The organism is Belnapia sp. AC561 (genome assembly GCF_979252845.1).
This window is the reverse complement of record NZ_CEEDBP010000028.1, coordinates 1-20,187: the sequence shown is the minus strand read 5'-3', so window position 1 is coordinate 20,187 and position 20,187 is coordinate 1. Positions and strand designations below refer to the sequence as shown.

Annotated in this window: 20 protein-coding genes; 13 read left to right on the top strand and 7 right to left on the bottom strand. The window is 71.4% G+C overall.

Going from position 1 to position 20,187, the window contains the following annotated elements:
* Positions 1–42 precede the first annotated feature (42 nt).
* The 5 genes from AC0IW9_RS20590 (at position 43) to AC0IW9_RS20570 (ending at position 6,386) form a co-directional block, all read left to right on the top strand.
* Positions 43–951, top strand: a complete 909-nt coding sequence (locus AC0IW9_RS20590) for a LysR family transcriptional regulator (protein WP_471650177.1) — start codon at positions 43–45, stop codon at positions 949–951.
* A gap of 72 nt (positions 952–1,023) precedes the next feature.
* The gene (locus AC0IW9_RS20585; protein ID WP_471650176.1) at positions 1,024–1,908 is read left to right on the top strand and encodes a fumarylacetoacetate hydrolase family protein; all 885 of its coding nucleotides are present in this window, start codon (positions 1,024–1,026) and stop codon (positions 1,906–1,908) included.
* Positions 1,905–2,879: a Bug family tripartite tricarboxylate transporter substrate binding protein gene (locus tag AC0IW9_RS20580; RefSeq protein WP_471650175.1), complete on the top strand. Its 975-nt coding sequence runs from the start codon at positions 1,905–1,907 to the stop codon at positions 2,877–2,879. The genes AC0IW9_RS20585 and AC0IW9_RS20580 overlap by 4 nt, the downstream gene beginning before the upstream one ends.
* A gap of 30 nt (positions 2,880–2,909) precedes the next feature.
* The gene (locus AC0IW9_RS20575; protein ID WP_471650174.1) at positions 2,910–4,094 is read left to right on the top strand and encodes a M20 family metallopeptidase; all 1,185 of its coding nucleotides are present in this window, start codon (positions 2,910–2,912) and stop codon (positions 4,092–4,094) included.
* Positions 4,095–4,223: 129 nt separating this feature from the next.
* The gene (locus AC0IW9_RS20570) at positions 4,224–6,386 is read left to right on the top strand and encodes a malate synthase G (RefSeq protein ID WP_471650173.1); all 2,163 of its coding nucleotides are present in this window, start codon (positions 4,224–4,226) and stop codon (positions 6,384–6,386) included.
* Between the two features lie 60 nt (positions 6,387–6,446).
* On the opposite strand, the gene AC0IW9_RS20565 is transcribed toward AC0IW9_RS20570, so the two are convergent.
* The 4 genes from AC0IW9_RS20565 to AC0IW9_RS20550 form a co-directional block, all read right to left on the bottom strand.
* The gene (locus AC0IW9_RS20565; protein WP_471650172.1) at positions 6,447–6,665 is read right to left on the bottom strand and encodes a hypothetical protein; all 219 of its coding nucleotides are present in this window, start codon (positions 6,663–6,665) and stop codon (positions 6,447–6,449) included.
* A gap of 106 nt (positions 6,666–6,771) precedes the next feature.
* Positions 6,772–8,082 carry an NAD(P)/FAD-dependent oxidoreductase gene (locus AC0IW9_RS20560; RefSeq protein ID WP_471650171.1) on the bottom strand — a complete coding sequence of 437 codons (1,311 nt, stop codon included), beginning with the start codon at positions 8,080–8,082 and terminating at the stop codon, positions 6,772–6,774.
* A gap of 79 nt (positions 8,083–8,161) precedes the next feature.
* On the bottom strand, positions 8,162–8,857 hold the full coding sequence (locus tag AC0IW9_RS20555) for a GntR family transcriptional regulator (protein ID WP_471650170.1): 696 nt from the start codon (positions 8,855–8,857) through the stop codon (positions 8,162–8,164).
* A gap of 97 nt (positions 8,858–8,954) precedes the next feature.
* The gene (locus AC0IW9_RS20550; RefSeq protein WP_471650169.1) at positions 8,955–9,941 is read right to left on the bottom strand and encodes a Bug family tripartite tricarboxylate transporter substrate binding protein; all 987 of its coding nucleotides are present in this window, start codon (positions 9,939–9,941) and stop codon (positions 8,955–8,957) included.
* A 70-nt stretch (positions 9,942–10,011) separates the two neighbouring features.
* On the opposite strand from AC0IW9_RS20550, the gene AC0IW9_RS20545 reads away from it, so the two are divergent.
* Positions 10,012–10,755: an aspartate/glutamate racemase family protein gene (locus tag AC0IW9_RS20545; RefSeq protein ID WP_471650168.1), complete on the top strand. Its 744-nt coding sequence runs from the start codon at positions 10,012–10,014 to the stop codon at positions 10,753–10,755.
* A 176-nt stretch (positions 10,756–10,931) separates the two neighbouring features.
* Here the strand turns inward: AC0IW9_RS20545 and AC0IW9_RS20540 are convergent, their stop codons facing one another.
* A complete protein-coding gene (locus AC0IW9_RS20540; protein ID WP_471650167.1) occupies positions 10,932–11,495 on the bottom strand; it encodes a nucleoside 2-deoxyribosyltransferase in 564 nt (187 codons plus the stop codon).
* A gap of 94 nt (positions 11,496–11,589) precedes the next feature.
* Between AC0IW9_RS20540 and AC0IW9_RS20535 the strand changes: the two genes are divergently transcribed.
* On the top strand, positions 11,590–12,402 hold the full coding sequence (locus tag AC0IW9_RS20535) for an alpha/beta hydrolase (protein ID WP_471650166.1): 813 nt from the start codon (positions 11,590–11,592) through the stop codon (positions 12,400–12,402).
* 42 nt (positions 12,403–12,444) lie between these two features.
* Here the strand turns inward: AC0IW9_RS20535 and AC0IW9_RS20530 are convergent, their stop codons facing one another.
* Entirely contained in the window at positions 12,445–13,809 is a 1,365-nt protein-coding gene (locus AC0IW9_RS20530; RefSeq protein ID WP_471650165.1) for a YsnF/AvaK domain-containing protein, read from the bottom strand.
* A gap of 222 nt (positions 13,810–14,031) precedes the next feature.
* On the opposite strand from AC0IW9_RS20530, the gene AC0IW9_RS20525 reads away from it, so the two are divergent.
* Genes AC0IW9_RS20525 through AC0IW9_RS20500 form a run of 6 tightly spaced genes read left to right on the top strand, consistent with a single transcriptional unit; the run spans position 14,032 to position 19,011 of the window.
* The gene (locus AC0IW9_RS20525) at positions 14,032–15,216 is read left to right on the top strand and encodes an ABC transporter substrate-binding protein (RefSeq protein WP_471650164.1); all 1,185 of its coding nucleotides are present in this window, start codon (positions 14,032–14,034) and stop codon (positions 15,214–15,216) included.
* A 7-nt stretch (positions 15,217–15,223) separates the two neighbouring features.
* Complete coding sequence (locus AC0IW9_RS20520) at positions 15,224–16,144, top strand: branched-chain amino acid ABC transporter permease (protein ID WP_471650163.1); 921 nt, start codon at positions 15,224–15,226, stop codon at positions 16,142–16,144.
* On the top strand, positions 16,141–17,082 hold the full coding sequence (locus AC0IW9_RS20515; RefSeq protein WP_471650162.1) for a branched-chain amino acid ABC transporter permease: 942 nt from the start codon (positions 16,141–16,143) through the stop codon (positions 17,080–17,082). The genes AC0IW9_RS20520 and AC0IW9_RS20515 overlap by 4 nt, the downstream gene beginning before the upstream one ends.
* Positions 17,075–17,830 carry an ABC transporter ATP-binding protein gene (locus AC0IW9_RS20510; protein ID WP_471650161.1) on the top strand — a complete coding sequence of 252 codons (756 nt, stop codon included), beginning with the start codon at positions 17,075–17,077 and terminating at the stop codon, positions 17,828–17,830. The genes AC0IW9_RS20515 and AC0IW9_RS20510 overlap by 8 nt, the downstream gene beginning before the upstream one ends.
* Positions 17,830–18,543, top strand: a complete 714-nt coding sequence (locus AC0IW9_RS20505; protein WP_471650160.1) for an ABC transporter ATP-binding protein — start codon at positions 17,830–17,832, stop codon at positions 18,541–18,543. Before AC0IW9_RS20510 ends, AC0IW9_RS20505 begins: the two co-directional genes overlap by 1 nt.
* Before the next feature lie 33 nt (positions 18,544–18,576).
* Complete coding sequence (locus AC0IW9_RS20500) at positions 18,577–19,011, top strand: cupin domain-containing protein (RefSeq protein WP_471650159.1); 435 nt, start codon at positions 18,577–18,579, stop codon at positions 19,009–19,011.
* Between the two features lie 26 nt (positions 19,012–19,037).
* Here the strand turns inward: AC0IW9_RS20500 and AC0IW9_RS20495 are convergent.
* The coding region (locus tag AC0IW9_RS20495; RefSeq protein ID WP_471650158.1) for an OmpA family protein at positions 19,038–20,187 on the bottom strand (1,150 nt) is incomplete at its 5' end.

Sequence of the window (20,187 nt, the reverse complement as noted above, 5' to 3'; positions counted from 1 at the left end):
ATAGCCTCATGCTCGGCACAGCATCTGTGAGACGAAGTCACCATGGCGAGGCCGGACATCAATCGCGCGGCGGAGATGGAGGTCTTCGTCCGGGTGGTGCAGACCGGCAGCTTCTCCGCCGCCGCCCGGGCCCTGCGCCTCAGCCCCTCGGCGGTCAGCAAGCTGGTGGGGCGGCTCGAGGCGCGGCTCGGCACCCGGCTGTTCGGCCGCTCCACCCGCCGCCTGCAGCTGACGCCGGAGGGCGTCACCTTCCACGACCGCGCCCAGCGCATTCTGGCGGATATCGAGGCCGCCGAGGACGAGGCCGGGGCCGGCGCCACCCCGCGCGGCCGGCTGCGGGTGAATGCCAATACCGCCTTCGGCCTGCACCTGCTGCTGCCGCTGGTCCCCGAATTTCTCGGCCGCTACCCGGAGGTGAGGCTGGACCTGACCCTGACCGATACCGTGGTCGACCTGTTGGATGAGCGGGCCGACGTGGCGATCCGGGTCGGGCCGCTGCGCGAATCGCGGCTGGTCGCCAAGAAGCTCGGCGAAAGCCGGGTGCTGGTGGTGGCCGCCCCGGCCTACCTCGCCCGGCATGGCACGCCGGCCAGCCCGGCCGCGCTTGCCGGGCACAACCTGCTCGGCTTCGGCTTCGCCCGGCAGGTCGCCGGCTGGCCTTTCCGCGGCCCGGACGGGGTTCCGACCAGCGTGCTGCCCGCCGGCAATGCGCTGGTCAGCGACGGGGAGCAGATGCGGCGGCTGGCCGTCGCCGGCCTCGGCATCGCCCGGCTCGGTGGCTTCCATATCGGCGAGGACCTCGCCGCCGGCCGGCTGGTGCCGCTGCTGGAGGACTGGAATCCCGGCGACCGCGAGGCGATCTCGGCCATCTTCATCGGCCCCGGCGGGCCGCTGCCGGCCCGGGTGCGCGCCTTCCTGGATTACCTCGCCGAGGCGGTCCGCCTCGACTGAGGCCGCCCCGCCCTGGCCATTTGCGCGCGCCTCCGCTTTCCCGGCACACTCGCGGGACAGAGGAGATGGTCGATGCGGTTGGTGACCTACAAGCGGCCGGGCTGGGCCGGGGGACGGGTTGGTGCGCTGCGGGCCGATGGCGCGGTGCTCGACCTGTCCGCCGCGGACCAGGCGGTATCCTGGGACAACATGCCGGCGCTGATCGCCGGCGGCGAGCCGATGCTGAAGCGGGCCCGCGCCGCGGCGGAAACCGCGCCGGTGGTCACCGACGCGGTGCTGCTGGCGCCGATCCCGCGCCCGGCGAAGAACATCTTCTGCGTCGGCAAGAACTACCACGAGCATGCCAAGGAATTCGCCGGCTCGGGCTTCGATGCCTCGACCAAGGACGTGGTGCCGGAAGCCCCCGTGGTCTTCACCAAGCCGCCGACCTCGGTCAGCGGCCCGGGCGATGCCATCCCCTCCTTCCTCGACCCCACCGACAGCGTCGACTACGAGGGCGAGCTGGCGGTGGTCATCGGCAAGGGCGGGCGCGGCATCGCCAAGGCGGATTGGGCGCAGCACGTCTTCGGCTATACCATCGTCAACGACGTGACGGCGCGGACCCTGCAGCACAAGCACCGGCAGTGGGTGCTCGGCAAGGGCATCGACGGCTTCTGCCCGATGGGCCCGGCCATCCTCACCGCCGACGAGGCGCCGGACCCGACCAAGCTGCGGCTGACCACGCATGTGAACGGGGAGCCGCGCCAGGATGCCCTGGTCGCCGACCTGATCTTCGACATCCCGACCCTGATCGAGGCGATCTCGGCCGGCATCACGCTCGAGCCCGGCGACATCATCGCGACGGGCACGCCGGTCGGCGTCGGCATCGGCTTCAAGCCGCCGCGCTTCCTGAAGCCCGGCGACGTGGTGCGGATCGAGGTCGCCGGGATTGGCGTGCTGGAGAACCCGGTCGCGTGAGGCGCCGGGCGCTGCTGGCGGGATCGCTTGCCCTGCCCGCGGTGGCCCGGGGGCAGGCCCAAGGGCAGGAATTCCCCGGCCGCCCCGTGACCATGGTGGTGGCCTTCCCGCCCGGCGGCCAGGCGGATGTGGTGGCCCGGCCGGTGGCGGCGGGGCTGGAACGGGTCTGGCGCCAGCCGGTGCCGGTGGTGAACCGGGCCGGGGCGGCGGGCGAGATCGGCAATGCCTTCGTCGCCCGCGCCGCGCCGGATGGGCTGACCCTGCTGATGGCGCTTTCCTCCCTCGCCATCCTGCCGGAAGCGGCAAGGCTGCTCGGCCGCGCCCCGGCCTATGAGCTGGACCAGCTCACCCCCGTCGCCCTGTTCTCCGCCGATCCGACCCTGCTGGTGGTGGCGGCCGACAGCCTCTGGAAGACCCTCGCCGACTTCCTGGCCGATGCGAAGGCGCGGCCGGGGGCGATCAGCTACGGCTCCTCGGGCAATTACTCGGCGCTGCACGTGCCGGTGGCGATGCTCACCACGGCGGCGGGGATCGAGCTGCTGCACGTGCCCTTCCAGGGCGGCGGCCCGGCGCTGACCGCGCTGCTGGGCGGCCAGGTGCAGGCCATGGCCAGCGGCCCCGGCCCGATCGCCCCGCATATCCGCGACGGCCGGCTGCGGGCGCTCGCCTGCTGGGGCGCCCGCCGCCTGCCGGGCTACGAGGCGGTGCCGACCCTGGTCGAGAGCGGCTTTCCCGAGGCCGAGTTCTATATCTGGACCGGCGTCTTCGCCCCCGCCGGCACCCCCGCGCCGCTGCTGGCCGCGCTGCGCCAGGGACTGCGGCACGTGGCCGAGGATGCCGAGGTGCAGCGCGCCCTCGCCGCCGGCGGCAATACGCTGGACTACCGCGATGGCAAGGCCTTCGAGGAGTTCTTCCAGGCCGATGCCGCCCGGCTGCGGCGGGCGGTTCAGCGGATCGGCAAGGTGGAGTAGGCTCGGCCCAGCATCCTGACGAGGGCCCGCATGACCGCCACCACCGAAGCCACCATCGCCGCCTGGCTCGCCACCCAGCAGGAGGCCATGCTGGGCGTGCTGGAAGCCATGGTGAATACCGATGGCGGCAGCTACGACAAACCCGGCGTCGATGCCGTGGGCGGCATCGTCCAGCGCTTCATGGCCGATCGCGGCATCCCGGTGGAGGTCGTCCCGCGCGAGAAGCACGGCGATTGCCTGAAGGCCATGGTCGCCGGCGAGGACCGCCTTTCCCGCGGCAATGCCAAGGAGAAGATCGTCCTCATGGGGCACCGGGACACGGTCTTCCCCAAGGGCGAGCCGACCCGCCGGCCCTTCCGCATCGAGGACGGCATCGCCTCCGGCCCCGGCGTCGCCGACATGAAGGCGGGGCTGGTGATGAACATGTTCGTCCTCGCCGCCTTCCAGCAATTCGGCGGGGCGCCCGGCCCACTGGTCGGCCTGTTCACCGGCGACGAGGAGATCGGCAGCCCGGAGGGCCGCGCCGTCATCGAGAGCACCGCCCGCGAGGCCCGCGTCGTGTTCAATTCCGAACCCGGCCGGCCCAACGGCGGGGTTGTCACCGGCCGCAAGGGCGGCGTCTTCTCGGTCTTCGACATCGAGGGCAAGGCGGCCCATTCGGGCGGCAATTTCGAGGCCGGGATCAGCGCCATCGGCGAGCTGGCGGCCAAGATCACCGCGATCCATGCGCTGACCGACCTCGACCGCGGCATCACCCTGAACGTCGGCCTGGTCTCCGGCGGGCAGAGCGTGAATACCGTGGCCCCCTGGGCCCAGGGCCAGATCGACCTGCGCTACCGGGAACCCGCCGACCGGGACGAGGTGATGGGCAAGATCCACGCGATCATCGCCAAATCCTTCATCCCCGGCACGAAGTCCACGCTGACCATCCGCGGCGAGTTCCTGCCGCTGACCCAGACCCCGGCGGCGGCGAAGCTATTCAGCATGTACCAGACGGCGGCGGCCGAGAGCGGCTTGACCATCACCGGCGAGTTCAGCGGCGGCTGCGCCGACAGCGGCTTCACCGCGGCCGTCGGTGCGCCCACCATCTGCGCCGTTGGCCCGGTCGGCGGCAAGGCCCACAGCCCGGAGGAATACCTGGAGGTCGCCAGCCTGGTCCCCCGCGCCCAGGCCATGGCAAGGGCCATCCTGAGGTTGGACCACGCCGGGCTCTAACTCACAAAAATAGATGAGGGGTCCGGGGAGAATACTTTCTCCCCGGTCTTGCTCCCTTTGCCTCCGCCCGGTTTCCGCCTAGGTAGCCCCCTCATGCCCCGCCATCGGGGCCCATCGGGGAGGCCTTCCATGGCGGATCGGGTTGAGGTTGCAGGTCTGAGCGTGGCGCGCGCGCTGCGCGACTTCCTGGACAACGAGGCGCTGCCGGGCACCGGCGTGACGCCGGAGCGGTTCTGGACCTCCTATGCCGCCATCCTGCGCGACCTCGCCCCGCGCAATGCCGCGCTGCTGGCCAAGCGCAACGACCTCCAGGCGAAGATCGACGCCTGGCATGCCGCGCATCCGGCGAGGCCGGTGGATCTCGCCGCCTATACCGCCATGCTGCGGGAGATCGGCTACCTCGTGCCGGAGGGCCCCGCCTTCCAGGTCGGCACCACCAATGTCGATGCCGAATTCGGCCATGTCGCCGGGCCGCAGCTGGTCGTGCCGGTCTCCAATGCCCGCTATGCGCTGAATGCCGCCAATGCCCGCTGGGGCAGCCTCTACGATGCGCTTTATGGCACCGATGCCATTCCGGATACCGATGGCGCGGCCCGCGGCAAGGGCTACAACCCGGCGCGCGGCAAGAAGGTCATCGAATTCGCCCGGAAGGCGCTGGACCGCATCGCCCCGCTCGCCGGCGGCGCCTCCCATGCCCAGGCGAAATTCTATGCCATCGCCGCCGGCGCCCTGGCGGTGACGATGCAGGACGGCAGCACCGCCGGCCTCGCCCGCCCCGGCCAGTGCATCGGCTACCTGGGGGAGGCCACGGCGCCCTCCTCGCTGCTGTTCGTCCACAACGGCCTGCATGCCGAGCTGGTGATCGACCGCGACCACCCGATCGGCAGGGACGACCCGGCCGGCGTCGCCGACCTGGTGCTGGAAAGCGCCGTCACCACCATCGTCGACTTCGAGGACAGCGTCGCCGCCGTCGATGCCGAGGACAAGGTCGAGGTCTACCGCAACTGGCTCGGCCTGATGAACGGCACGCTGGAGGCGAGCTTCGAGAAGGGCGGCAAGACGCTGGTCCGCAAGCTGAACGCGGACCGCACCTACCTGCAGCCCGCGGGCGGCGCCATCACGCTCCATGGCCGCTCGGTCATGCTGGTGCGCAACGTCGGCCACCACATGATGACGGATGTCGTCACGCTGGACGGTGCCGAAACGCCGGAGACCATCCTCGACGCCATGTGCTCGGTCGCCATCGCGCTGCACGACCTGCGGGTCAAGAAGCTGAACAGCCGCGCCGGCAGCGTCTACATCGTGAAGCCGAAGATGCACGGGCCGGAGGAAGTGGCCTGGGCGAACGAGCTCTTCGGCCGGGTCGAGGATGCCTTCGGCCTGCCGCGCGCCACGCTCAAGATGGGCATCATGGACGAGGAGCGCCGCACCACGGTGAACCTCCCCGAATGCATCCGCGCCGCCAAGGATCGCGTCGCCTTCATCAACACCGGCTTCCTCGACCGCACCGGCGACGAGATCCACACCGCGATGGCCGCCGGCCCAGTCCTTCGGAAAGGCGACATGCGCGGTGCCGCCTGGATCAAGGCCTATGAGGACTGGAACGTCGACGTCGGGCTGATGTGCGGGCTGCGCGGCCGGGCGCAGATCGGCAAGGGCATGTGGGCGGCGCCCGATGCCATGGCCGACATGCTGGTGCAGAAGGTCGGCCATCCCAAGGCCGGGGCGAATACCGCCTGGGTCCCCTCCCCGACCGCCGCGACGCTGCATGCGCTGCACTACCATGAGGTCGATGTCGCGGCCCGGCAGGAGGAGATCGTCCAGGGCGGCCGTCGCGCCAAGCTCGACGACATCCTCACCATCCCGCTGGCGACCGACACCAATTGGCCGGCCGATGCGGTGCAGGCCGAGCTCGACAACAATGCGCAAGGGATCCTCGGCTATGTCGTGCGCTGGATCGACCAGGGCGTCGGCTGCTCCAAGGTGCCGGACATCAACAATGTCGGGCTGATGGAGGATCGCGCGACCCTGCGGATCAGCGCCCAGCACATCGCCAATTGGCTGAAGCACGGCATCACCACCGAGGCGCAGGTGATGGAGACGCTGAAGCGGATGGCCGCGGTGGTTGATGGCCAGAATGCCGGCGATCCGCTCTATACCCCGATGGCGCCCGGCTTCGACGGCGTGGCCTTCAAGGCGGCCTGCGACCTGGTCTTCCAGGGCGCGGCGCAGCCCAATGGCTATACCGAATTCGTCCTGACCGAGCGCCGCCGCGAAGCCAAGGCGGCCTGACCGGCGGCCGCCGCCCCGGCCCTTGCGGCCAGGGGCGGCGCCGTTGCCGCGGGCCGAGGCTCAGTGGGCGCTGAACAGCGTCCCCGGCGGCGGCTCGATCGGCAGGCAGACCAGCCGCGTGCCCGGCCGCGCCTCGTTGTGCGTCACCGCATCCTCGCAGGCGGCGAGGCTGGGGTAGGTCTGGAAGCCGAGGGTGGGCAGCCGGTCCGGCACGGTGCCGGCACCGCCACCGGACGCAACCGCGGCCAGGGTGGCGACGACGATGACGAAATCCGTCATGGCTCTGTCTCCGCTGCGCGGGATCGCGCAACGGTGAGCCTATCGGCAGCGCGGACTGCCTTGCCGTGACAATCCATACAGCTTCACTGAAGTCGGCGTGACAAATTCAGTCGCGCTGATCCGCGCGGCGGTTCTGCATGACGTGCCAGGCGGTGCCGAGCGCGCGGAACTCATAGCCGAGGATGGGCTTCAGCCGGGTCTCGACCGGCACCGCGATCTCACGCAGCGGCACCCCGGCGCAGGCCTTGGCCAGCTCCTGGCCGAGCGCCGTCGCCAGGCCGACGCCGCGGCCGTTGCAGCCGGTCCAGGCCAGCACCCCCGGCGCAAGCTCGTAGACATGCGGCAGCTTGTCCTGAGTGCCGCCGATATGGCCCCACCAGACATACTCGAATTCGAAGTCGCCGACCTGGGGGAAGACCCGGGCGATGCGGGCGCGGATGCGGTCCTTGATGCGGCCCTCCCAGCCGAAGGGGACAATCAGCCCGCCGCCGGTCACCAGCCGGCCATCGGCGTCGAAGCGGTAGAAGAACAGGTCGCCGCGGGTATCCGACAGCGCATGACCCTCCGGCAGGATGGATTTGCGGATGTTGTCGGACAGCACACTGGTCGCCATCTGGTAGCTGCGCACCGGCACCACGGTGCGGGCGAGGCCGGGCCAGAGCCCGGGCGGCGTATAGGCATTGGTCGCCAGGATGATGCGGTCGGCGCCCAGCCTGCCGCCCGGCGTCTCCATCACCCAGCCGCTCGGCTCCCGCGTGATGCGCGTCACCGGGCTGCGGGTATGGATGGTGGCGCCGGCCTTGATCGCCGCCGCCGCCAGCCCGCGCGCATAGCCCAGCGGGTTGATCCGCCCGCCGCTGCGATTCTCCCAGCCGCCCTCCCAGGACTCGCTGCCGGCCAGCCCGGCGACCTCGGCCTTGGACAGCACCCGCACCGGCGCGCCGCGGCTGCCCCATTGCCGGACGCGCGATTCGACCAGCTTCATGCGGGAAGGCCGGTGCGCCGGCTGGATCCAGCCGTTCTGCACCGCCTCCGCCGCGATGCCATGCCGGCGGATCAGGTCGAAGACCAGGCTGGCGCTGTCGCGGACCAGGGCCACGAAGGCCTCCCCCTTCTCCGCCCCGCCCAGCTCGCGCGGGGTCGCCGCGACGATCGCATCCGGGTCCATGCGGGACAGGTTGGGGATGACCTGGCCGTTGTTGCGGCCGGAGGCGCCGAAGCCGATCTCGGCGGCTTCCAGCACCGTGCAGGCGATGCCCGCCTCGGCCAGGTGCAGCGCGGCGGAAAGGCCGGTGAAGCCGGCGCCCACCACCGCCACGTCGCAATGCGCTCCGCCGGCCAGCGCCACCGTGGCCGGCGGCGGCGGCGCCGTCGCGGCCCAAAGGCTCTTCGGCATGGCGGCAACGGTCCCACTCATCCACGGCACTCCGGTCTGCCGGAGAGTGGTAGCGCGTCGCGCGCGATGCGGCGATGGCGTTTCCCGGGCCGCGCCGGCGTCACACGCCGGTGGCGGCATCCGGTGCGGTCAGCGCCGCCAGCACCATGGCGCGGCTGGCCGCCACCTGGTCCCGCATCAGCGCGGCGGCGGCCTCGGCATCGCCGCAGGCCAGGGCCGCGGTCAGCGCCCGGTGCTCATGCGCCATCTCGCCGCTGCGGTCGCGCCGCCTGAGGCCGAGCACCAGCATCCGCGTGCTCTCGTCCAGCAGCCGGCCGATCTGCCGGGCCAGCCGGGCATTGCCGGAGAGCCCCGCGATGGCGACGTGGAAAGCCCGGTTGGCCTCGAGGAAGCCGAGCGCGCTGGTGGGATCCTCCGGCCGGTAGCCGGCCTCGCAGACCGCGTCGAGCTGGCCGAGCGCGGCGGCATCGATGCTGCCCCGCGGCCGTCCGGCGGCACGCCGCGCCGCCTCGGGCTCCAGCAGCAGGCGAAGGTCGAAGACCTCGTGGATGTCCCGGATCGTCACCAGGGAGACGATCCAGCCGCGGCGCGGCACCGGCTGCACCAGCCCTTCCTCGGCGAGGCGGGCCAGGGCGGCGCGGATCGGCGCCTTGCCGAGGCCGAGGCGCCCGGCGGTGGCCGCCTCGGACAGGGTCTCGCCCGGGGCCAGGCGGGTGGTGACGATATCGCGCCGCAGCGCCACCAGCGCCCGGGTGGTGAGCGAGGCCGGCAGGGTGATGGGTGCGAGAAAGGACATCGGGCCGCCCTGAACTTGGGACATGACCCGGGTTAACACGCCAGCGGATGCGGTTGCAAACCGACCCACGACACGGAATCGTTGTATCCGGCGCGGCTCAGTCGACGCTGGCGCCGGAGCGGCGGATGGTCTCGCCCCAGCGGGCGATGTCGCGCTCATGCACCGCGCGGAAGCCGGCCGGGCTGGTATCGCTCGGCGGGGTGATGCCCTGGGTCTCGACCAGCCAGGCCTGGAACTCGGGGGCGCCGATGATGCGGGCGATCTCGGCATTCATCCGGGTCTGGATCGCCGCCGGCAGGCCGGGCGGGGCGAGCAGCCCGTACCAGGTGCTGGTCTCGAAGCCGGGCATGGCGCAGGCCTCGGCCATGGTGGGGACGCCCGGCAGCGCCCGGACCGGCTCCAGCGTGGTGACCGCCAGGGCCTTCACCTGGCCCTGCTGCACCGCGCCGATGCTGGGTCCGGTCTGGTTGAAGAAGAGGTCCACGTCGCCGGCCAGCAGCGCCCCCATGGCGCCGGGCTGGCCGCGATAGGGCACATGCGTCAGCGCGATGCCGTTGGCATTGGCGAATTGCGCGCCGGCGAGATGGGTGGAGGCGCCGTTGCCGGTCGAGGCATAGTTCAGCGCGCCGGGCCGGGCGCGGGCGGCGGCCAGCACGTCGGCGCAGGTGGCGTATTGCGGCCGCTTCTCCGGGTTGACCAGCAGCACGTTCGGCACGTCGCCGAGCAGGATGACATGGGTGACGTCGCGCAGCGGGTGGAAGGGCAGGTTGCGGTAGAGCCCGGCATTGATGGCATGGGTGCCGGCGGTGCCGAGCAGGAACAGGTAGCCATCCGGCCGCGCCTTGGCGACCGCGTCGGAGGCGATGTTGCCGCCGGCGCCGGTGCGGTTGTCGACGACCACCGGCTGGCCGAGCGCGCGGGAGAGCGGCTCGGCCAGCTTGCGGGCATAGATGTCGGTGCCGGCGCCATTGGGGAAGCCGCCGAGGATGGTGATGGGGCGGCTGGGCCATTGGTCCTGTGCCCAGGCGGGGGCCAGGGCGGGGCCGGCGAGGAGCATCGTGGCGAGGATCAGGCGGCGGAGCATCCCGGGGCGTCCTTCTCTGTTTCCAGGGGGGCAGGTTTCGGCGCCGCATGGTGTGGGATAGGCTGGGCGCATGACCAGCCAAACCAAGGCCCCCCGGCGCATCGCGCGCGGCGGAAAATCCATCTATGGCGCGCCGCTCGGCATCCTGATGCTGGAAGCCCGTTTTCCGCGCATTCCCGGCGACATGGGCAATGGCGAGACCTGGCCCTTCCCGGTGCTGTTCAAGGTGGTGCGCGGCGCGACGCCGGAACGCGTGGTGCTGGAAGGCGCGCGCGGGCTGCTGCCCGATTTCATCGCCGCGGCGCGGGAGCTGGTGGACCTCGGGGCCGAGGCCATCACCACCAACTGCGGCTTCCTGTCGCTGTTCCAGCGGGAGATCGCCGCCGCCGTCGGGGTGCCGGTCGCCACCTCCTCCCTCATGCAGGTGCCCTGGGTGCAGGCGACCCTGCCGCCGGGCCAGCGGGTCGGCGTGGTGACGGTGAGCGGCGGGTCGCTGACCCCGGCGCATCTGGAGGCGGCGGGGGTGCCGCTGGATGTCCCCGTGGTCGGGACCGAGGGCGGGCGCGAGTTCTTCCGGGTGCTGATCCAGGCCCAGGCGGTGGACATGGACGTCGATCTGGCGGAGCAGGACATCCTGGAGGCCGGGCGGGCGCTGGTGGCGGCGCATCCGGAGGTGGGCGCGATCGTGCTGGAATGCACCAACATGCCGCCCTATGCCGCTGCCCTGAGGGAGGCGGTGGGGCTGCCCGTCTATGACATCTACTCGATGATCACCTGGTTCCAGGCGGGTCTGCGGCCGCGGCGCTTCGGATAAATTCTGCTAAAGCCTGCTCAATTCGCTGAAATTCGGCTCAATTCGGTAAAATTCGCTAAAATTTTTCACAATTTTTCCGGCCAAACCATTGATTCGGCTGAATTTCGTGTGTCGGCCGGCGGGTTTTCCGGCCTTCGACCCGCGCATTGGACGCAGCGGTGCCTGTGACAGTATTCCTATAAACTTCTGGGCCGGCCGATGCAAGCGACGCAGCGGGCGAAGGCGGCCAGGTCGGTCCAGCGCGCGGCCGGGGCGACCGCCGCGGTGGTGAAGTGGCCGCCGGCGGCGCGGATGCCGCCCTCGATCATCAGGTTGTCGTGCAGGTCGAATTCCTCCACCGCCATGCCCTCGGCATCCTCCCAGCCCTCCCCCCGGCGGCGGGCGGCGGGGCCGAGGGCGGCCAGGGTCCGGCTGCCGAAGCGGGCATCGGTATTCATGAAGCCGGCGATGGGGCGGCCCAGCGCCCGCATGAAGCCGAGCTCGTAGACCGTGCCGGGGTCGGCCGAGGGGCCGCGGAAGGGGGTGAGGTTGGCGATCAACGCGTCGCAGCTCCGGATATGCGCCTCGTTCGCCAGGTAGAGGCGGAACCACTCGGGCTCCCCCGCCGGGGGCGGGACGGGCGGCGGCTCGGTCGGGAAGACGCCGACATGGCCCTCCGCCGCGCAGATGGCGCGCTTGGCGGCGGCGATGCGATCGGCATCGGCGAAGAAGAGTTCGGGGCCGGCGAGGTAGATGCGCATGCTGTCCTCATGCCCGGGCGCGGGCGGCGGCTCGATCCATCCCATCGGGCGGCCTGGCTTGCCGCGGACGCCGGGGCGGGCTGCAATGCTGCCCATGGATTATGAAGCGCAATACAACAACCGGGCCCTGGTTCCTGAACATCCCGGCATCATCGCCGGCTGGGTGCGGGATGCGGCGGCCTTCCGCGCGGGCTGGGCCGAGGCCGAGCTGGGACTGGCCTATGGGCCGGGCGAGCGCGAAAGGCTGGACCTGTTCCGGCCGGGACCGGGCGAGGATTGGCCGACCGCCCTCTTCGTCCACGGCGGCTATTGGCAGTCATTGGACCGGAGCGTCTTCAGCCATTGCGCGCGGGGCCTGCTGGCCCGGGGCGTGGCCGTCGCGGTGCCCTCCTACGACCTCTGCCCAGGCGTGACGCTGGCACAGATCACCGAGCAGCTGCGGGTGGCGGCGGCGCTGGTGCACCGGCGCTGCGGCCGGCGGCTGCTGGCGATGGGGCATTCGGCCGGTGGCCACGCGAGTGCGATGCTGATGGCGACGGATTGGGCGGCGCGCGGCCTGCCGGCGGGGCTGGTGGCGGCCGGGCTGCCGATCTCCGGCGTCTTCGAATTGGAACCGCTGGTCGGGACCAGCATCAATGCGGCGCTCGGCCTGGATGTGGCGGCGGCGCGGGCGCAGTCCCCTGCCCTGCTGCCGGCGCCCGCCGGGCTGGCGCTGCATGCGGTGGTGGGCGGCAGCGAGAGCGACGAGTTCATCCGCCAGACCCGCGACTTCGCCGCGCATTGGGGCGGCAGCTGGGAGGCGCTGCCGGGCGCCAACCACTTTACCGTCCTGGCGCCGCTGAGCGATGCGGAAAGCCCGCTGGTGCGGCGCGCGGCGCGGCTGGCCGGGGAGGCCGGCCGCGCCTGACCAAGATGGGGCCGGCGGGCGATGCCGCCGGCCCCCGCGGCCTCAGCGCTTCGGGTTCTGCGGCTGCGCCGTGGTGCCGGTCGCGCGGGTGGTGCCGGCGGCACGGTCGTCATCGACCGAGACCTCGGTGTGGCGCACGCTGTCGCGGATGGTGCGGGTCTCGTCGTCGCTGGTCTTGCGCAGGACGACTTCCTCCACCACCCGGGCCTCCTTGGCGACCACGGCTTCCTCGGTGGTCTCGGTCGCCTCGATGGTGCGGTCCTGGAAGGCGGCGGCCGTCGCATCGACCGGGCGGTCGACCGGGCGGCGCTCCACCTGGACATGCTCCTGGTGCAGGGTCACCTGCTCCTCGACCGGAGTCTCCACGATGTGGGAATGCACCCGGATGCGGCCGGTGGCGGCCTCGCGCTTGCCGACGCGGAGATGCTCCTCGACGACGGGGATGACCTCGTCCTGGCCGTCGCGGACCGTCCCGCCGGTGGCGGTGCTTCCGGTGGCCGCGGACCGGGTCGGCATGCCGGCCGGCAGCGAGGCGGTGGTGCCGACGCCGCTGCCCATGCCCGTGGCCGCGCCCGCGGTGCCGGTGTCCATGGCATTCACCTTGGTCGCGGTCGCGCCGCTGCCCTGCCAGCCGGACTGGCGCCAGCTCGCCTCGCGCTGGTCGAGGTCGACCGCGCCGGAGGACTCGAGGACTTCGGTGACGCTGGTGATGCGGTCCTCGGGGACGGTGGCAGAGAGGACGGCGCCGCCGCGGCGGATCGCTTCCTCCAGCACGTCGCGGTCGGGGGCGCTGACGCCGAGATCCCGCAGGCGGGTGGCATCGGCCTCGGAGCCGTAGAGCGCGGCGCGGACGCCGCCGACCTGCATGGCGAGGGTCTGCGCGGCGGTCTCGGCCTCGCTCATGCTGTCGAAGACGGCGGTGATGGTCTGGCTGTTCGTATGGGTGCTCATGGTGGACCTCATGGCTGCGGATTCGGTTGCGGGATCGCGATGGGCGGCCGGCGGCTGCCGGGTGACCTCCGCGTGCTGGCGCAGGACGTCGATGGATTGCTCGACCTCCTCGAGGCGGATGCTGCGGCGGAGGCGCAATTCCTCCCGCAGCACCAGCCGCTTCTCCACGACGAGGATTTCCTCGAGCACCGGGATCACCGTGACCCGGCCGTCCTCCTCCTCATGCGGGACGGGAAGCGGCTCGCCTTCGGCCAATTGGCGGCCGATGGCGCGGCGTTCGAAGGTCACCGCCTCGCTCCGCAGGGTGGCCTGCAGCTGATGCTGCTCGACCTCGCTGCGAAGTTCGACGCGGACCCGGCCGGTCTCGACCTGCTCGGTCGAAATCCTGGCTGATTCCTCGATGACTTGTATCGACTCTGTACCCGATTCCGGACTGCCATCGTTATGCTGTGGCACTTGTTTGGATTCCCATAAGGCAGGCCGGAATTGACTATCTAAGGAACAGCGGAAGCGGCACTTCGTTCATTTCATCAACACGAATACTTCGTTTTATATAATTCGGGCGAATCAGGCCTGCTGCCGAACCGGTTCCCGCCGCGCCGCGGTGCCGGAAAGACCCTTTGGCAATGCGCCGAAATCCGGCAAACCAGCGGCGGATCAGCTTCGGGAGCGGCAGGGATGACGGCCATCGGCAGGCGGGGTGCACTGGGTGCGGCGGGGGCCTTGGCCGTGCCGGCGCTGCTGGGGCCGGCACGGGCCCAGGCGGCCGGGGTGAAGATTGGGCTGGTGGCGATCCAGACCGGGCCGCAGGCCGCGCTCGGCACCCAGCTGCGCGACGGCTTCCTGCAGGGGCTGAAGCACCTCGACAACAAGCTCGGCGGGCTGGCGGTGGAGGTGGTGCCGATCGACGACGAGCTGCGGCCGGAGGTCGCGGTCACCAAGGTCCGCACCGCGATCGAGCGGGACAAGGTGGATTTCGTCGTCGGCGTGCTCTTCTCGAACATCCTCGCGGCGGTGATGCGGCCGGTGACGGAAAGCGGCACCTTCCTGATCTCGACCAATGCCGGGCCCTCGACCTTCGCCGGGCGGGGGTGCAACCCGAATTTCTTCACGACCAGCTACAACAACGACCAGGTCCATTCGGTGATGGGCCAGGCGGCGCAGGATGCCGGGCACAAGCGGGTCTTCGTGCTGGTGCCGAACTACCAGGCCGGGCGGGATGCCGTCGCCGGCTTCAAGTCCCGCTTCAAGGGCGAGGTGGTGGACGAGGTCTATGTGCCGCTGACCCAGCTCGACTTCTCGGCCGAGCTGGCGAAGATCGCGGCGGCGAAGCCGGATGCGCTCTTCACCTTCATGCCGGGCGGGCTCGGCATCAACCTGGTGCGGCAGTACCGGCAGGCGGGGCTGGCGACCATTCCCTTCCTGTCCACCTTCACGGTGGACGAGGCGACCCTGCCGGCGCAGCAGGATGCGGCGCTCGGCTTCTTCTCGGCGGCGCCCTGGGCGCCCAACATGGACAATGCGGCGAATACCCGCTTCGTGCGGGATTTCGAGGCGGGCTTCGGCTACGTGCCGGCGAGCTACGCGGCGCAGAGCTACGACGCGGCGATGCTGCTGAACAGCGCCATCCGCAAGGTGGGCGGCAATCTCGGCGCGAAGGATGCGCTGCGCGCGGCGCTGCGGGCGGCGGAGTTCCAGTCGGTGCGGGGCGACTTCAAGTTCGGCGTCAACCACTACCCGGTGCAGGATTTCTGGTTGTGCCAGGTGGCGAAGCGGGCGGACGGCAAGTTCCAGACCGAGACGGTACGCAAGGTGCTGACCAGCGACGTGGACCCTTGGGCGGCCGAATGCCGGATGCGTTGAGCCGCCGATGAGTCTCGGGCTGTTCCTGGTGCAGGGGCTGAACGGCCTGCAATTCGGGGTGCTGCTGTTCCTGGTCGCGGCGGGGCTGACGCTGGTCTTCGGGGTGATGGATTTCATCAACCTAGCGCATGGGGTGCAGTACATGCTGGGCGCCTATCTCGGCGCAAGCCTGGCCGCCGTGACGGGCAGCTTCTGGGGCGGGCTGCTGCTGGCGCTGCCGGCGACGCTGGCCTGTGGGCTGGTGCTGGAATGGCTGGTCTTCCGGCACCTGTACGACCGCGACCACCTGTCGCAGGTGCTGGCGAGCTTCGGCGTCATCCTCTTCCTGAACGAGGCGGTGAAGATCGTCTGGGGCACCGCGCCCTTGCAGATGGCGGGCCCGGCGCTCCTCGCCGGCGGCATCACCCTGCTGCCGGGGCTGCAGTATCCGGTCTACCGGCTGGCGATTCTCGGCGCCGGGCTGGCGACGGCGGGGCTGCTCTGGCTGCTGGTGGAGCGCACGAAGGCCGGCGCGCTGGTGCGGGCCGGGGCCACGAATGCGGCGATGGTGGCGGCGCTCGGCGTCGATATCCGCCGGCTGTTCATGCTGGTCTTCGGCTTCGGCGCGATGCTGGCGGGCTTCGCCGGGGTGATGGCGGCGCCGGTCCTCTCGGTCGAGCCGGGGATGGGGGATGGGGTGCTGATCCTCGCCTTCGTCGTCATCGTCATCGGCGGCATCGGCAGCGTGCGCGGGGCCTTCATTGCGGCGCTGCTGGTCGGGCTGGTGGAGACCCTGGGACGGTCGCTGATGCCCGACCTGCTGCGCCTTTTCATGGCGGCCTCGCCGGCGCGGCAGGCGGGCGCGGCGATCGGCTCCATGCTGGTCTATGCGGTGATGGCGCTGATCCTGGCGGTGCGGCCGCGCGGGCTGTTTCCGGTGCGCGGGTGATCAAGCGATCCTGGCTGCCGCTGCTGGTCTTCGCCCTGCTGGCGGCGGCGCCCGTCGTCGGGCTCGGCGAGGGCTATGTGCTGACCATCCTGGCGCGGGCGATGATCATGGGGCTGGCGGCGGTCAGCCTCTGGCTGCTGGTCGGCGGTGCCGGCTTGGTCAGCCTCGGCCATGCGGCGATGCTGGGCGTCGGCGCCTATGCGGTGGTGGCGCTGAACGATGCGCGGGTGACGGAGGCGCTGGTGGTGGCGCCCATCGCCATGGCCGCGGCGGCGCTGTTCGCGCTGCTGACGGGCGCGGTCGCGGTGCGGACCAGCGGCGTGCATTTCATCATGATCACCCTGGCCTTCGGGCAGATGGCCTTCTTCACCGCGGCCTCGCTGGCGGGCTATGGCGGCGACGACGGCTATACGCTGTATGGCCGCAGCACGCTGGCGGGGGGGCGCTGGCTGGAGGATCGGGTGGTCTTCCACTACCTCTGCCTCGGCCTGCTGGCCGCCAGTCTGCTGGGCGGGCGGGTGCTGCTCGCCTCCCGCTTCGGCCGGGTACTGCGGGCGGTGCGGGAGAACCCCGAGCGGGTGCGGGCGGTGGGCTTCTCCCCCACGCCCTACCGGCTGGTCGCCTATGCCATCGCCGGCGCGGTGGCGGGGCTGGCGGGGATGCTGCTGGCCAATGCGACGGAATTCGTGGCGCCCTCCTTCCTCGCCTGGCAGCGCTCGGGCGACCTGCTGTTCATGGTGATCCTGGGCGGGCTCGGCTCGCTGCATGGGGCGGTGCTGGGGGCGCTGGCCTTCGTGCTGCTGGAGGAGGGGCTGAGCCACTGGACCCAGCATTGGCGGCTGGTCTTCGGGCCGCTGCTGGTGCTGGCGGTGCTGCATCTGCGGGGCGGGCTGGCGGGGGTGCCGGGGCAGATCGGCCGGATGCTGCGGCGTGGCTGAGCCGATCCTCGAGGTGATCGGCCTCCGCAAGCGCTTCGGCGGGCTGGCGGTGACCGACAACGTCTCCTTCGCCGTGGCGCCGGGCGGCATCCATGCGGTGATCGGCCCGAACGGCGCGGGCAAGACCACGCTGATCCACCAGCTCTCGGGCACCTTGCGGCCGGATGCGGGGGTAGTCCGCTTCGCCGGGCGCGACGTGACCGCCCTCCCCCTGCACCGCCGGGCGCGGCTCGGGCTGGCGCGGAGCTTCCAGATCACCTCGGTCATCCCCGGCTTCTCGGCGCTGGAGAATGCGGCGCTGGCGGTGCAGGCGCGCAGCGGCTCCTCCTTCCGCTTCCTGCGGCGGGCGGCGGGCGAGGCGAAGCTCAATGCGGCGGCGCTGGCGGCGCTGGACCAGGTGGGGCTGGCGGGCCGTGCCGCGGCGCCGGCCGGGGCGCTCTCGCATGGCGAGAAGCGGCAGTTGGAATTGGCGATCGCCCTGGCGGGCGAGCCGCGCCTGCTGCTGCTGGACGAGCCGCTGGCCGGCGCCGGGCCGGAGGAGACGGAGCGGCTGATCGATATTCTCCTGGGGCTGAAGCGGCGCTACGCGATCCTGCTGGTCGAGCACGACATGCAGGCGGTCTTCGCGCTGGCCGACCGGATCTCGGTGCTGGTCTATGGCCGGGTCATCGCCACCGATGCGCCGGCGGCGACCCGCGCCGACCCGGCGGTGCGGGCGGCCTATCTCGGCGAGGACGCGGTCGCCTGATGCTGGTCGTGGAGGATCTCGCCGCCGGCTATGGCGGCAGCCAGGTGCTCGCCGGCGTCTCGCTGGCGGTCGGTCCCGGGGAGGTGGTGACCCTGCTCGGCCGCAACGGCATGGGCAAGACCACGACCATCCGGGCGATCATGGGGCTGCTGCCGGGGCTCGGCGGCCGGGTGCTGGGCGGGCGGGCCGCATTCGGCGGCACCGCGCTTGTCGGGCGGGCGCCGCACCGGATCGCGCAGCTCGGCCTCGGGCTGGTGCCGGAGGGGCGGCAGGTCTTCCCGACCCTCAGCGTCGAGGAGAACCTGACGGCGACGGCGGCCAGCCGCTTCGGCGCGCCGCGCTGGGGGCTGCGGGAGGTCTTCGGGCTGTTTCCCCGGCTGGAGGAGCGGCGGCGCCAGCCCGGCGCGCAGCTCTCGGGCGGCGAGCAGCAGATGCTGGCGATCGGCCGGGCGCTGATGACCAACCCGCGCCTGCTGCTGCTCGATGAGGCGACGGAGGGCCTCGCGCCGCTGGTGCGGGCCGAGATCTGGGCGGTGCTGGCGCGGCTCAAGGCGGAGGGCCAGGCGATCCTGCTGATCGACAAGAACCTCGGCGCGGTGCTGCGGCTGGCGGACCGGCATGTGGTGATGGAAAAGGGCCGCACGGTCTGGACCGGCAGCAGCGAAGCACTGGCCGCGGCGCCGGGCTTGCGCGAAACTTACCTGCACGTCTGAAACAAACAGGAGGCGAATATGGAGCTGCCAGCGATGACCGCAGGGATCACCCCGGCCGGGACGGGCGAAGGCGGGGTGGTCTGGAACATCCTCGGCCAGACCTACAAGCCGATGCAGCATTCCGCCGCATCCTTCGCCTTCGAGACGCTGTTCCCGGACGGCACCTTCGTGCCGCCACATATCCATGCCGACCAGGATGAGTTCATCTACATGCTCGACGGCACCTTCGAGCTCTTCCTGGCGGGGGAGACGAAGCACGCCTCGACCGGCGACCTGATCAAGATGCCGATGGGCAGCCCGCATGGCATCTTCAACAAGTCGGGGAAGCCGGTGCGGGCGCTGTTCTGGGTGGCGCCGAGCAAGGGGCTCTACGAGCTCTTCAGCCGCATCCACGGTGTCGGCGATCCGGGGGAAGTCGTCCGGATCGCCGCCGAATACGGCGTGGAGTTCCTGCCGCCGCCCGGCTGAGCAACGGGACTGAGCGGCGGGGCCGATCAGCCGGTGCGGCATTCCCGCGGCTCGAACTCGACGCGGCGGTCGAGCGCATCGGTCGCATCGTCCCGGCCGGTGCCGACCAGCGGCCGGGCGGCGCCGAAGCCCTCGGTCCGGAGGCGCGGGCCGAGGCCGGGCTGGTCCGCGATCAGCTTGCTGCGGATGGTCTGGGCCCGCATCAGCGACAGCCGCTCGTTCCAGGATGCCGTGCCGGTGGTGCTGGCATGGCCTGAGACATCGAGGCAGGCCTCATCGGCGCGGGTGCGGTTGGCGATCTGCCGCAGCCACATGTCGTAGGGGCCGCTGATCGCCGGGTCGGGCCAGAACTCCGTGGCGCCGGGGCGGAACAGGAACTTCACCGCCAGGCGCTTCCGCTCCAGCCCGTAGTCCACCAGCTGGCCGAAGGCGCGCTCGGCCTCCTGCGGCTGGCCCAGCGCCGTGGCGGTCAGGTACTGGCCGTTCAGGGTGCGGAGCTGGTTGCCCTTCGGCGCGGCCTTGGCATCGGCATAGAGCGTCTTGGCCTGGGCGAAGCGGCCGGCCTCGTAGGCGGTGGTCGCCTGGGTGATCAGCGCCTCCGCCTTCAGCCCATCCAGCCAGGCGGCGTCGATGGCATCGCCCGGATTGCCGGCGCAGACCTTGAGATAGGCGGCAGCGGCGGGGTCGGCGAGCCAGGTGGGGCTGTCGCGGGTGAAGGCGGTCGGGGTGGTGTCGACCTCATCCGGGCGGACCCAGGCGGTCTCGTGCGCCACCACCTTGCCGGTCGAGAGATCGGCCAGCACCGCCCAGATGCGATAGGCCGCGGGGGCCTTGTCGGTGCTGTTGGTCAGGCTGCCGGCCTCGACCACGCCGGTGATGGCGCCGAGCAGGACCAGCGGCTTGGCCTCGAGCGCGGCCAGGGTGAAGGGCTGCACCCGAAAGGCCGGATGGCGCTCCCGCACCACCGTGGCGATGCGGCGCGACATGGCGCGGGTGGTCGTGGTCTCGGTACCGCTGGCGCGGTCGATCAGCGGGTCGATGACCAGGTCATGCGGGCCGCCGCGGGCGATCTCGGCCCGGGCCAGCACGGCATCGGCCAGGCTGAGCACGGCGGCGTCGAGCGGCAGCGCCTCCCGCGGCGGCTTCGGCGCCTGGGGGGTGGCGGCCCGCATGACC